Source organism: Cutibacterium granulosum, from assembly GCF_900186975.1.
Lineage (GTDB): Bacteria > Actinomycetota > Actinomycetes > Propionibacteriales > Propionibacteriaceae > Cutibacterium > Cutibacterium granulosum.
The window spans coordinates 357,246-371,284 of the sequence record NZ_LT906441.1; the positions used below are offsets into that span (position 1 = coordinate 357,246).

The following is a 14,039-nucleotide window of genomic DNA, read 5'->3' on the forward strand; positions in this document are numbered from 1 at the left end:
CGCGCGAAAGCGTCATCACAAGCGAAACCACGATTGTTGCGGAGACAGACCAGTGGCTGATTTCAGTGTTTTCGGCGATTACCAGAACCCCGTTCAATTTGATCCCGGAGTTGCCGAGGACTTCTCGGCCCAGTTGCGGTGGACGTCGCAACGCATCAATATCTTCAACGCGAATCTCTCACTGGTCCAGTCGACGGCCTCGCGGCAATTCCGAGGGTTCTTCGCCGAGGTATTCAGCCGCAACATGAAGGTTTGTTCCCAGGATGCGACGGAGTTGTCGGAGGCACTGACGGCCGCCGCCGACCAGGTCGACTACTTGGCCGAACAGGCAAAGTTGGAGAACCAACGGCGCGAGCAGGTCCGTGACTACGTGTCCGCCCACGATGACTGGTGGGAGAAGGGCTGGGACTGGTTGGCAGGCACGGATGCCCCGCCGAGTCTGGCTCCTGCCGAGCCACCTGCCACCCCACCGCTGAACCTGCCGTTCACCCAACCGCGTCAGCAGGACAGGTCAATCCGCGGTGCCTCGGGCGGGGTGACGTCGGCCAACCCGAGCGACCTGACACGTGCCGCCGGAATCCTGGGTGACGCCGCTGCCGACGTTCCGCCAGGCAGCACGTTGAGAGCCGACCACGACTCCTTCTGCCGTGCGTGCAGGTATGGCCAGCTCGTCGTCGGCGACCTGTTCGAGCAGCTGGATCGGTGGCGCGAGCTCAACACCGGCGACGTGAACTGGTTGAACGCCGTCGCCAAGGCGTTCGAGGCGGCCGGCGGCTCAGGCACCTTGAGCCTACCGAACTCGGCCATCAAGCAGTCACTGAGGGCCAACGGGGCGTCGGTGAACCGCCCCGATCTGGACATCACGGTGCCGGCATTGGCTGGCATCGACCCCGCCACCGGGTACATGGAGGATCCCATCAACTCCGCCACGGGAAACTTCGTCGAGCCCGAGATCGATCTGGGGTTCGACGGCGTGGGGACGGCGCTCGTGGTCGAGCGCGTGTACAACTCGATCCAAGCTGCCCAAGGTGTCTCCGGCGTCTTGGGGCCCGGGTGGTCGTGCGTGGCGGATCAGTGCCTGACCATCGAGACCGATCACTTGGAGTGGGTGCGCCCCGACGGGCGTCACGTCGTCTTCACCGCCCCAGCGGACTCCTCGACTGCCGAGAGCGACCCGGAACCGATACGGGCGGCGGAGGAGAATGCGTGGCTCAGCCACGTCGACTCCTCCGAGTTGCCGGGGTTTGCAGACGTGGGACAGGACGCGAGTCGTTTCTGGTTGGTGTCGGACAACCGCGGCGGCAGGTGGGTGTTCACCGAGACCGGTATCTGGGTGTGCTCTGGCTCGTCGACCACCGACGTCGTGCGGGCACACCGCGAACACGGCCGCCTGAGCGGGCTGGACACCGCGTGGGGACGACGGATCACCTTCTCCTACGACGACGCCGGCCTTCTCGCCGGGGCAGCCACCAACGATGGACGACGCGTGCGTTACACCCACGACGACCGCGGTCGGCTCGTGCAGGTGGATCGTCCCGACGGTTGCCGACGCTACGAGTGGGATGGGACCTTGGTGACGCGGGTCATCGACGCTGCCGGGGTGTGCGAGTGCGTCAACACCTACGACGAGCGTGGCCGGATCGCGACCCAGCAGACCGCCGATGGTCGTCTGGTCCACGTCAACTACCTGCCCGGGGGTGTGACCGCCGCGTCAGATGCCGACGGCACACGCGCCAACACATGGATCGGTGACGCGCATGGACGTACCGTCGCCGTCATCGACTCGGACGGGGGCCGGGTGTCGATGATCCATGACAGGTTCGGCAACCTTTTGCGCGCGGTCGACCGGGCTGGTGCCATCACCACGCACCGCTACGACGAAAGGGGCCGGTGCACCCATACTGGTCTGCCCACCGGAGCGAGCATCGACTACTCGTGGGACGCCTTGGACAGGCTCGCCGCGGTGAGACTGGACAACGGTGCGACGACGACGTTCACCTACGCCGACACCTCACGCGCCCCGGCAAGCGTCACCGACCCGGTCGGGGGCGTCACCCGTTTGGAGTGGACCAATGGGCTGCTGGTGGGTACCACGAACCCAGTCGGGGTGACCCTGGAGCTGGGCTACGACGCCCACGGCGATCTCGTCAGTCTCACCGACTCCGACGGGGGTGTGACGCGTCTGGTCCGTGACGAGGCGGGACGCGTCGTCGAAGCAACGTCACCGGCGGGTGCGACGACACGACTCAGCTACGACGACGCCGGACGGCTGACGTGCAGGGTGGATCCCGACGGTGCCACGTGGACCCACCGTCGCGACCAGGGCGGCCGCCTGGTCGAACTCGTCGCACCCGACGGGGGCGTCATCCGCTGGGGGTACGGCACCGACGGGCGCCTGGCGAGCGTCATCGACCCGGCCGGGCACGTCATCGACCACACCTTCGACGACCTCGGGAACCTCTCCGGCCTCCACCTGCCCGACGACACGGTGTGGAGCTTCGACCACGACGCCCTGTCACGACTGACCGGGCTGGTCTGCCCCGACGGCGCCACGTGGGGTTACGGCTACGACGTCGACGGGAACCTCACCCGTGTCACCGACCCATGTGGGGGCGGCCAGATCTTCTCCACCACCGGTACGGCCCAGGCCATCTCGACCCCCACGGGTCGTATCCTGGATCGCGTCGACACCGACATCCACGGCCTGCCGGCCACCCACACCAACGTCACGGGTGCCAGCGAATGCCTCACCAGGGACCTCGCCGGACGAGTCATCGAGTACCGGGACCCCGCCGAGCAGACCACCCGGTACGACAGGGACCTCGCCGGACGCATCACCCGCGTCGTCAGCCCCACCGGACTCGTCACCAGCTACCACTATGACGCATGCGGACGCCGTGATGCCGTCACCGACCCCGCCGGGGGCGTGACCCGCTACACCTACACCGCTGACGGGCAGGTCGCCACCGTCACAGACCCCACCGGCGAGATTGCGCACTACAGCTACGACCCGTGCGGGCGTCTGACGGCAAGCCGGGTTCCCGGTGCCGGAATGTCGCAGTGGCGCTACGACCCGTGCGGACGGCTCGTCTTCGCCGACGATCTGGTCGAGGGTCCCCGCCATTTCCGCTACGACACCTGCGGCCAGTTGGTGGCCTCCACCAATCCCGCCGGTGGAGTGACGCGCTACTCCTACGACCGGTGCGGACGCCTGGTTTCCTCCATCGATCCTGCGGGTGGGCTGACGACCTACCACTACGACAGCTGCGGACGACTCACCGAACTCACCGACCCGCTGGGACGGACCACCCAGTACACTTGGGACGCTGTGGGCAGCCTCGTATCCGTCGGGCGCCCCGACGGTACCGTCCTGACGCACCGTTCCGGCCCTGACGGCATCGACGATCATATCGACGACGAGCTCGTGACCCGCACCCTGACCGACGCCAGTACGCGCACGATCTGCATTGACGACCACGCCGGTCCCGTCACTCGGCGCCACGTCCTCACCTACGATCCGCGTGGACTGCTGCTCACCCACACGAGTCTGCCCGTCGCGGAATCCGACGAGCCGGGCACCGGGCAGGAGGCGAGTGATCGGGGCGGGTCGGGTGTCGTCTCCGAGCAGTGGGTCTATGACGACGAGGCGCGCCTGAGACGCCACGTCACCGCAGCCGACGAGACCATCGAGTACGACTACGATGCCGCTGGGCGACTCGCCACGATCCGCCACACCCGCCTCGGCGACGTCCGCCTGGACTGGGATGGAGCCGGACGTCTCACGGACCTGGCCAGCCGCAGCAGCAGACAGCACTGGAGCTACACCGACGGATTCGTCACCAGCCACACTGGCCCGGCCGGCTCCACGACCATCGGACGCGACGAGACTGGACGTGTCACCGAGCTGTCCACACCTGACGGCCACTGGTACTACGCCTACGACGGCTCCGGCGCCCTCGCCGAGGTCCATACCCCTGAGGCCGCGCTGGCAAGCTGGGCATACGACACGTGCGGCAGGCTCACCACCGCCGTCACCGGGGACGCCACCCGTCGCTTCACCTACGACGCCGCGGGCCAACTGGCCACCGTGACCCACACCGCTGACGGGGCCACGAGGAACATCCGGTACCGCTACGACTCCTGCGGTCGGCGCGTCGAGGCCACCGACGACGTCGCCACGACGACGTACACGTGGGATCGGCGCGGCTGGTTGGCTGGCCTGACCTCCGCCAGCGGCACAGGAACCAAACACTGGAGCGTGCGCGTCGACGCCTTCGGCTGCCCCATCGAGGTCACCAGCCCCGGCGGTCACAGTCGGCTCGATTGGGACGTCAACCAGCACCAGCCCAGCCTGCAACAGGCCGACGACACACCGGTGATGGCACTTCCCGACGGCGGCCTGCTCACCTCCGATGAACCCGACGGGGCGTGGCGTCATCCCGACATCGACCCCGCAGACCCCTACCACCTCGCCAGTCGGCTTCTCACGACCGCCCTCGGCCACACCGGCGCCCACCCCACGCTTGGCGGTCTCGTGTGGATGGGTGAACGTCTGTACGATCCCGAGACTGCGAGCTTCCTCACCCCCGACCCGCAGCCCGCACCGACGGGTGCCCTGTGGCAGACCAGCAGCTACGCCTACGCGGCCAACAGTCCCTTGACGCTTGCGGACCCGATGGGGCGCAACCCCGTCACCGACGCCCAGATGCGCCAGTTCACGGACACCCTCGACCTCCAAGGTTGGTGGGGTCGGCATGGTCACGACGTCCTGTCCTGGCAGACCGGGGTGGGCGTGGGACTCATGGTCGTCGGCGGCATCCTGACACTCGTCCCGATTCCGGGACTGGGAGAGGTACTCCTCGGGGCCGGACTGGACATGACCATCCAAAAGGTCACGACCGGACACGTCGACGGGGTCGAGGTCGCACTGTCAGGCGCGCTCGCACCGATCGGTGGATTCGCGCTGGGCAAGACGGCCACACCCCTGGCCCAATCAGCCGTCGCACGCGGAGTGACACTGAACGGCATGCAGGGCTTCACCATGGGCAACTACCACTGGGCAACCTCTCCAAGCCCCCACAACGCCCGCAGTTACGCATCACAGGTGGGTGGTGAGACCCTCAGCGGAGTGGCGCTGGGAGCCCTCACCGTCCCAGCCGGGAACCGCATCGGTCAACCCATCTATGATGCTATGCCCGAGGCCATTCCCCTCGGACACTTCGACGGTGCCCGGAGCTACGACATCGGCGGGCCCGGGAAACTACGAAAGTTCGCACGCGGAGTGACGGGACAGCTGACAACTGACGACGCCAATTCCTTCCGTTCCTCCTCCTACGACAGAAAGCTTTCCCTCAAGCCGTTCCCGGTCTACCGGGCGTGGGGCGGCGTCGGCGAGCACAGCGGGAAAGAGGTCGGGCGATTCGTCAGCCGGACGCGGCCGACCGGCCCGATGCAGGCACGACTCGACAGCGCCCTGGTACCGCAATGGGGCAACGCCGCCGACCACGTCACCAAATTCCCCATGCCCACGGGAAGAATCTTCTACGAAGGGGCAACAGGCGAACAACCCACGATCTACTCCGACGACCCCGCCTACACCCTCGGACAGCTCCCCGGGGGCGGAAACCAGATCATGTTCAAGAAAATCCCCAAGGAATGGAAAAGGCAATGCCATCCAAAGAAGCGATAATCGACTTCCTACTCACCAGAAAAGTCAAACTCTCCAACGTCGGACCCCTCGTCACCTACAAACAAACAACCATCAACCTCGACGGCAACATCTGGATCGGACGACCCGGCGACAACGTCTACGTCATCACCTCATACGACTACCAACAAGGACACCACCTCACCCTCGAAGGCTACTCACACCCCTCCTACTTCCGCGTCACCGTGAACTCACCGACCCACGCCGAACGAGACCTCGACACCCTCCGCATCTACGGAGACGGACCCATCACCTTCCACCAGTACACCTCAGCCCAACACCCAGGCACTCTCGTCACCGGACACGACTACGCCGAACTCGAAGACCTCTCCCCCTACCTCCTCTGGCCACCCGCCGCCTTCTCACCCAAATACCTACGACGATGGACCGGAAAAAGAGACTACAACCTCCCACACTCCCCCTTCCGACCCTCCCAAGACCGATAAACCCAACCACCAACCCAAAACCGAGACACCCCACCAAAACCTCACACCCACAGACAGCAGAATCCACCCAAACAATCCTCGGGCAACTCCCGGAGACGGAAACCAAATCATGCTCAAGAAAACCCCCAAGAAACGGAAAAGACAATGCCACCCAGAAAGGTGAAACTCTCCACCGTCGGGCCCCTCGTCACTTACAAAAAAGCAACCATCAACCTCGACGGCAACATCTGGCTCGGACGCCCCGGAGACACCGTGCACATTGTCACTTCCCATGACTACCAAGAAAGGCGTCACCTCACTCTCAAGGGTTATGGATTCTATCTCACCATAACCTCACCGACCCACGCCGAACGAACTTTCGACGCCCTACGCATCTACGGAGAAGGTCCCATCACCCTCACCGACGATTTTTCCGGCATCACTGCCATCGCCACGGGAGGTGAAATCCCCACTACCGTCACTGGACATGAGTACGCCGAATTCGAAGACCTCTCACCACTCATCATCTGGCCCTTCAGCGCCTTTTCACCCATGCATCTGCGAAAATGGGTCGGGAAACACCGCTACGGCCCGCATTACCCCTTCCGGAACCGATAAGCCCCAGCCACCACCAACACCGTCCCTAGACCAAGCTTCCTGGTCGCGCGCCACACATAAGGCGACGACGACCCCGCCTACACCCTCGGACAGCTCCCCGGGGGCGGAAACCAGATCATGTTCAAGAAAACCCCCAAGGAATGGAAAAGGCAATGCCATCCAAAGAAGCGATAATCGACTTCCTACTCACCAGAAAAGTCAAACTCTCCAACGTCGGACCCCTCGTCACCTACAAACAAACCCTCATCAACCTCGACGGCAACATCTGGCTCGGCCGACCACGAGACAACGTCTACGTCATCACCTCATACGACTACCAACAAGGACACCACCTCACCCTCGAAGGCTACTCACACCCCTCCTACTTCCGCGTCACCGTGAACTCACCGACCCACGCCGAACGAGACTTCGACACCCTCCGCATCTACGGAGACGGACCCATCACCTTCCACCAGTACACCTCAGCCCAACACCCAGGCACACCCGCCACCGGACACGACTACGCCGAACTCGAAGACCTCTCACCCCACATCCTCTTGCCATCCTCAGCCTTCTCACCCAAATACCTACGACGATGGACCGGAAAAAGAGACTACAACCTCCCACACTCCCCCTTCCGCCCCTCCCAAGACCGATAACCACAGACAAGAGCCACGCATCGTTCATCCCGATGAACCCACCACACAGAGGTACGGGGTGCCGACACATCCCAGCCCCGACAAGGCGTCGTTCCCGTCGTGGGGGCAACCAGTGGGACAATGACACCCATGCCGTACTGCCCCTCGCCCTCCCAAGCCGTCGTCGACCTTGCAGCCATCGTCCACAATCTGGGGCAGGTTCGTGAGCAGGCCGGGGGGCGACAGGTGATGTTCGCCGTCAAGGGTGACGGCTACGGTCACGGAGCCAGCCAGTGTGCCCTGGAGGCCCAACGCACCAACGCCGCCGACTGGTTCGCCGTCGCCAACGTCGCCGAGGGCCAGGAACTCATCGCCGCCGGCATCACCAGACCAATCCTCAAGCTCTCCCCCGCCCTGCCACACGACCTCGATGCCGCCGTCACGTCGGGGATGCGGCTCACCGTCACCGACGACACGAACATTGCGGCCACCGGCCGGTCCGCACGCCGTCTGGCTCGCACCGTCAAGGTCCACATCGGCGTGGACACGGGCATGGGACGCATCGGACTGCCAGCCGGGGAATTGCTGCGTCTGGCAGACCTCGTCGACCGGGAGCCCAATCTCGAGCTCGAGGGAGTCTTCACGCACCTTCCCCTGGCAGACACCCCTGACGGTGAGGACTTCACCACCCACCAGATCGAGGACTTCCTGGCTGCCGTGGAGCGTACCGCCACGTCCCGAGGACCCATCGCCCAGGTGCACGTGGCCAACTCCGGTGCCGTCCTCGGCCACGATCTGGGAGCGACGACGATGGTGCGCACCGGCATCGCCGCCTACGGCTACGACCCCAATCCGAGCCTGCAGCGCGCCAACCTGCGCCCTGCCCTCGCGTGGCGCAGCTGGGTGTCATTCGTCAAACAGGTGGCCCCCGGCACCAACATCGGGTACGGACGCACGTGGACCGCCGAGCGAAGCACGACCATCGCCACCATCCCGGTGGGGTATGCCGACGGATTCCCCCGGCTGCTCTCCAACCGGGGCGTCGTGCTGCTGGGTGGTCGGCGCTGTCCGGTGGTCGGACGGGTCTGCATGGATCAGATCATGGTCGACGCCGGCCCGCACGCCGGAACCAAGGTGGGCGACGAGGCCGTCCTCATCGGCAGTCAGGCAGGCGAGACGATCACCGCCGACGACATGGCCACAGCTGCCGAGACGATCAGCTACGAGATCACCAGTGGACTCACCGCTCGGGTGGATCGGTACTGGATCAACGCGAGCCAGTGACACCATGCCGCACGCCGGCGAGCGCGACCGAGCACTCCGAAAGTCATCAGCGCAGGGGCGGCCCGTAAACGGTTCTTTGATATGGACTCAACCATAACCGAAAGTCATCAGCGCAGGGGCGGCCCACACCCGATGACACCTGCACGTCAGTACAGCCACGCCCAGCAGCGCGGATCAGCCGCGAGCACTGCGCAGAGCTGGACCATCGCAGCCTGCTCCAGCAGCTCGGTGTGATCGGCGCTGGGGCGTCGGTACAGTCCCGAGTCCTGGTCGCAACGGGTGCGCCACATGCGTTCGGCGTAACACTGTGTGATGCGTACGGCGCGGTCATCGGGAATGATCGCCGAGGCCAACAGCAGGTTCTTGAGGAAGATGGCGTTGAAGAAGATCGGCTGCCCGTCGAACGGCCCGTCCGGCTCCTCGGGACGAAAATACGCCAGGGACGCCTCGATGATCTCGTCGAAGCGACGTCGGTGCACCACAGACCCGGTGATCTGCCAGGCCAGGGCCTCCACACCGATCGGCACCCCCTGGTTGTAGCTCCAGAAGGTGGGGTCGATGTTCCCAGCCAGGTCGATGTTGTCCCAGAACAGACCGTCCGGGCTGAGCATGTGTTCCCTGGCCCACTCGTAGATGGGCCGGGCGTCGCGCAGGAAGCAATCCTCCCCCGTGACCTGGTGCAGTCGCAGGGCCAACTGGGTCGGCGGCATGGTGGAGACCGTGTTGCGACTGTGGTTGCCCGAGGCCGACGCGCCGAGCAGGTGCGACGCGCCGAGCAGGTGCGACGCGCGAGACAGGCCCCCGGACAGCGCCGATCCAACCCGCATCCCAGAACACCGCCCATCTGGTGCAGCGCGCAACCGTGAATCCCCACGGCCCGAGCCATCGCCCGACCGGCAATGGCTGAGCAGTGTGGCCCAGATCGGCTGGGCCATCCAGAACACCCCGCCGGGAGCCGGATGACTCGGATCGGTGTCCCGGGAGCGCTGGATGAAGCGATGGATGGCTTGGGCGCGACGAAGGTCCTTGTCGGAGCCGATTCCAGCGAGTACTCGTTGGACGTGGATGAGCGCCATCCAGGCGTTGTCGTCGATGTAGATGCGTCCACCCACCCCGTGCGGCGGGCGCGGCAGTGATGTGTAGGCACCCAGCAACGGGCTCCAGTAGGTTTCCTGGCCAGCGTCGTGGGCAGTGGCCAGGCCGATTCCGACGCAGGCCAGGTCGGTGGCGGCGGCCGTGACCTGGGAGTGCGGCCACTCGTAACTGTGCCGTCGGTCCTGGCGGCGACGTGGCACGGCCTCGTGCAGCAGCACCCGGCCGGCTCGGAAGTACTGCCGGAGGGTGCGATGGGCCAGACGTGCCCTGCGAGCCCAAGCCTCGGGATCTGGGGTGCGGCCTGCGTCTGGCCGATGGTTCCGTGGATGGTTCGCGTTGCTGGTGGGATTCACTGCATCTCCTTGGGCCAGACCGAAACGATGACGAGATGGCTGCGTCGCGTCGCGGGTCGTTCACCGCGTCACCGCCGCACCCCGCCCTGCTCCGCGCTTTTCGGGCACAAGTCCGGTCAGTACAGCAGCGCCGCGGTCGGGTCGGAGAGGATCTCTGCCAGGTCGTGCAGGAAGGTCGAACCCTGTTCCCCGTCGATGAGACGGTGGTCGAATCCCAGGCTCATCGTCGTCACCCAGCGCGGGACAATCCGCTCGTCGTCTCCGGTGCCCACCACCCAGGGTCGTCGATCGATCGACCCGAGCACGAGGATGGCGGACTCGTCGCGGTTGACGACCGGAGTGCCGGCATTGAGCCCGAACACCCCCACATTGGTGATGGAGAAGGTGCCGCCGGTGTAGTCGGCGGGTTGCAGACGGCCCTCCTTGGCCACCGCGATGATACGGGTGAGCTCCTGGGCGAGGTCGAGCATCGTCATGTCCTGGGCATCGCGTACCACCGGAACCATGAGTCCACGTGGCGTGGCGGCGGCAATGCCGAGGTTCACCTGCTCGTGGTGGACGATCTGGCCAGTCTCGTCGTCCCAACTGGCGTTGACGACGGGGGTGCGTCGCATGGCCAGGGTGACGGCCTTGCACCACACGGTGAGTGGGGAGACCCGCAGCCCACGGAAGGCGCGGTCGGCTCGTAGCCGGGCGACGAGGTCCATCGTCGGGGTGACGTCGCAGGTGAGGAAGGCGGTGACGAGTGCCTTGGTGTCCATGGACGTCTTGACCGCTTCTGCGGTCACCTTGCGCACCCCGTGGATGGGGACGCGCCGTTCCCCCGGTGCGGTCGGCTCACCGCCGAGCATGGTCCGGGAGATCCACGACTGGGCGAAGAGTTGGGTGTCGCCGCTGGTCTGGGCCGGGATGACCGGCTGGGGCGTCGAGTCTGTTGTCTTTCGATCGGCCGGGTCGTTGCCGGCAGCCTGCTTGACGTCGGTGCGGGTGATGACGCCGTCCCGCCCGGTACCCGTGACGGTGGTGAGGTCCACACCCAGCTCGGCGGCCAGCCGACGAGCCGGGGGCTTGGCCAGCACGTGCTCTGGGCCGGTGCTCGCGTCCATGCGTGGCGGATTCGACGGATCGGGTTGGGGCGCCGTACCGTGCGCCTGGGGATCAGCGTCTCGTAGCGGGGAGACGGCGCTCCGATCCTGTCCGGCCGGGGCGGAAGGTGGCGTGAGGCCGTCCTGGTGCGCGGAAGCTGCAACCGGAGGCTCATCAGGGGTGGTCTGCTGAGTGGCACCGCGCGCCGCACTCGCCTGCTGCCCAGCTCCGGCCCCGCGACGGCGACGTCGTCGACCACCTTCGGCCGCCGGGATGTGGCCGACGAGCAGCTTCTCCTCACCGTCTGTGGCCGCACTGCCACCGGACTTCCCCGCGTCGTCGGTCCCTGCCTGGTCGGCACCGTCACCGGGGTGGGAATCGTCTGCACCGGAGCCGTCGTCGATGACGATGAGCGCTCCGCCCACCGGCACCGTCTGGCCCTCGTCTGCGGCAAGGCTGTGCACCGTTCCGGCGAACGGGCTGGGAAGTTCGACGATCGACTTGGCGGTCTCCACCTCGCACAGCACGTCGTTGATCTTCACGGTGTCGCCGGGGCTCACCAGCCACGAGACGACCTCGGCCTCGGTGAGTCCCTCGCCCGGGTCGGGCATGGTGTACGTCTTCACGGTGTCTCCTGGCCTCCTGACAATGACAGAATTCAGTATGCAAGTGATCGGTCGACGGCGTCGAGGATGCGGTCGACGTCGGGAAGATGACTCGACTCCACCCGGGACGGCGGGTAGGGGGTCGTCGGACTGGTGACCCGCAGCACCGGTGCCTCCATGACGTAGTAGAGCGACTCGGTGAGGCGAGCGGACAGCTCGGCGCCGATGCCCTGGGTACGAGCTGCCTCCTGCACGACGATCGCCCGGGTGGTGGATCGCACCGACTCCTCGACGGTGGCCATGTCGATCGGTGAGACGGAGCGCAGGTCGACGACCTCCAGACTCATCCCCTCCTGCTCGCCAGCCTCGGCGGCAGCCAGGCAGGTGTCGACCATCGGCCCGTAGCACAGCAGGGTCGCGTCGGTCCCCGGGCGCACCACCCTGGCCTGGTGCAGCCCCGTTGACGCCGCCGAGGAGATCTCACCCTTGACGTAGTAGCGCCGCTTGGGCTCGAAGAAGATCACCGGGTCATCGCAGTCGATGCTCTGTCGCAGCATCCAGTAGGCGTCGTCGGGTGTGGCGCAGGTGACGACCTTGAGGCCGGGCACCGAGGCGTAGAACCCCTCGGGCGACTCCGAGTGGTGTTCGGGGGATCCCACCCCACCACCGTAGGGCACCCGGATGGTCACCGGCAGCGGCCACCGGCCGCCCACCCGGGCCCGGTAGCGCGCCAGCTGCGAGACGATCTGGTCGAAGGCCGGGGCGGTGAACCCGTCGAACTGGAGCTCGGCCACCGGTCGGTAACCGCGCATCGCCATGCCGATCGCCGTGCCGACGATGCCCGACTCGGCCAATGGGGTGTCGATGACGCGCAACCCGCCGAACCGCTCCTTGAGCCCGTCGGTGATGCGGAACACACCGCCCAGGGTGCCGACGTCCTCGCCCATGACGAGCACCTTCGGATCGACCGCCAGGGCGTCGGCCATCGCGGCATTGAGGGCCTTGGCAATCATCGTCATCACTGACCTCCCTGCAGCCACTCGGCGAGTTCGCGTTGATCGGCCCGCACGTCCGGGGTGGGTTCGGCGTAGACGTCGTCCAACAGGGCCACCGGGTCCGGGTCGGGCTGGTGGACGGCGTCGCGCACCTGGGCGCCGAACTGCTCGGCCCGCTCGTCGAGTTCGGCGAGCCAGGCGTCGTCGATGAGTTCCCGGGAGCGCAGATACTTCTGCATCCGGACGATCGGGTCCAGACCGGCCCAGTACTCGTCGGTCTGCGCAGTGCGGTAGCGGGTCGGGTCGTCGGTGGTGGTGTGGGCTCCGGTGCGATAGGTCCACGTCTCCACCATCACCGGTCCCCGGCCGGATCGGGCATGGTCCAGGGCCGCCGAGAGGACGGCTGCCACCGCCAGGACGTCGTTGCCGTCCACCTGCACCGAGGGAATCCCGAATCCCAGTCCGCGTCGGTACAGCGAGGTCGGTGCCTGCACGCTGGTCGGTTCGGAGATCGCCCACTGGTTGTTCACCGCGCAGAAGACCACCGGGGCCTTCATGGCGGCGGCGAAGACGTAGGCCTCGTTGGTGTCGCCCTCGCTCATCGCCCCGTCGCCGTGGAAGTCCAGCACGGCGGCGTCCACGCTCGGATCGGCGGCCTTGTCACGCTGGATGCCCATGGCGTAGCCGACGGCGTGCAGGGTGCCCGAGCCGATCATCACCGGGTAGGCCGAGAAGTGCGTGGCGACGGTGTCCCACGGGCAGTGTGCGGTTCCCCGCCAGGTGGCCAGCACCTGGGACAGTTCGACACCCATCCAGGTGGCCAGGGCCTGCTCGCGATAGGTGGGAAAGACCTGGTCCGCACTGCCCAGGGCCAGCCAGGCGCCCACCTGGGTGGCCTCCTGGCCGATGAGGGGCGGCCACAGGCCGAGTTCCCCGTGTCGTTGCAGGTTCGTACCCTCGATGTCGAACCGCCGGGCCATGACGAGTTTCTCGTAGGCGTCGACGAGCTGGGCGTCACTCACGTGCACGGGGAGGTCGTCGCGATCGGTGCGCACCCCGTCGGGTGAGAGGATCTGGATCATGTCGGACGCGGGCTGGTCCACCGGGAACTGCTGGGCCAGATCGGCGAACAACGGGCAGGTGCCGTCTGCCGAGGTGGCTGTGTCGTGCTGCCCGGAATCCGGCTGAACCGGACCAGTCGGCTGAAGCGGGCCAGACTGCGCCGGGTCCGACGGCATGGGGTTCGACGGCATG

General features: G+C 66.3%; 9 protein-coding genes. 5 read left to right on the forward strand and 4 right to left on the reverse strand.

Translation table 11 applies throughout. From position 1 onward, the window contains the following. Positions 1-52 precede the first annotated feature (52 nt). The 5 genes from CKV91_RS09450 (at position 53) to alr (ending at position 8,651) form a co-directional block, all read left to right on the forward strand. Positions 53-5,689 (forward strand): DUF6531 domain-containing protein, encoded by a 5,637-nt coding sequence (locus tag CKV91_RS09450; protein WP_169712408.1) that lies wholly within the window; start codon positions 53-55, stop codon positions 5,687-5,689. After that, complete coding sequence (locus tag CKV91_RS01655) at positions 5,668-6,153, forward strand: hypothetical protein (RefSeq protein ID WP_095140915.1); 486 nt, start codon at positions 5,668-5,670, stop codon at positions 6,151-6,153. The genes CKV91_RS09450 and CKV91_RS01655 overlap by 22 nt, the downstream gene beginning before the upstream one ends. A gap of 159 nt (positions 6,154-6,312) precedes the next feature. After that, positions 6,313-6,750: a hypothetical protein gene (locus CKV91_RS01660; RefSeq protein ID WP_157738704.1), complete on the forward strand. Its 438-nt coding sequence runs from the start codon at positions 6,313-6,315 to the stop codon at positions 6,748-6,750. 152 nt (positions 6,751-6,902) lie between these two features. Then, entirely contained in the window at positions 6,903-7,388 is a 486-nt protein-coding gene (locus CKV91_RS01665) for a hypothetical protein (RefSeq protein ID WP_095140917.1), read from the forward strand. A gap of 129 nt (positions 7,389-7,517) precedes the next feature. Next, entirely contained in the window at positions 7,518-8,651 is a 1,134-nt protein-coding gene (alr, locus tag CKV91_RS01670; protein WP_065861041.1) for an alanine racemase, read from the forward strand. A 146-nt stretch (positions 8,652-8,797) separates the two neighbouring features. Here the strand turns inward: alr and CKV91_RS01675 are convergent, their stop codons facing one another. From CKV91_RS01675 to CKV91_RS01690, 4 genes are all read right to left on the reverse strand, one after another. Next, the gene (locus CKV91_RS01675) at positions 8,798-10,099 is read right to left on the reverse strand and encodes a glycoside hydrolase family 76 protein (RefSeq protein ID WP_065861042.1); all 1,302 of its coding nucleotides are present in this window, start codon (positions 10,097-10,099) and stop codon (positions 8,798-8,800) included. Positions 10,100-10,215: 116 nt separating this feature from the next. Next, positions 10,216-11,796: a dihydrolipoamide acetyltransferase family protein gene (locus CKV91_RS01680; protein WP_197691374.1), complete on the reverse strand. Its 1,581-nt coding sequence runs from the start codon at positions 11,794-11,796 to the stop codon at positions 10,216-10,218. Between the two features lie 47 nt (positions 11,797-11,843). Then, a complete protein-coding gene (locus tag CKV91_RS01685; RefSeq protein ID WP_065861043.1) occupies positions 11,844-12,809 on the reverse strand; it encodes an alpha-ketoacid dehydrogenase subunit beta in 966 nt (321 codons plus the stop codon). After that, on the reverse strand, positions 12,809-13,867 hold the full coding sequence (locus CKV91_RS01690) for a thiamine pyrophosphate-dependent enzyme (RefSeq protein ID WP_036957115.1): 1,059 nt from the start codon (positions 13,865-13,867) through the stop codon (positions 12,809-12,811). Before CKV91_RS01690 ends, CKV91_RS01685 begins: the two co-directional genes overlap by 1 nt. Positions 13,868-14,039: the final 172 nt, after the last annotated feature.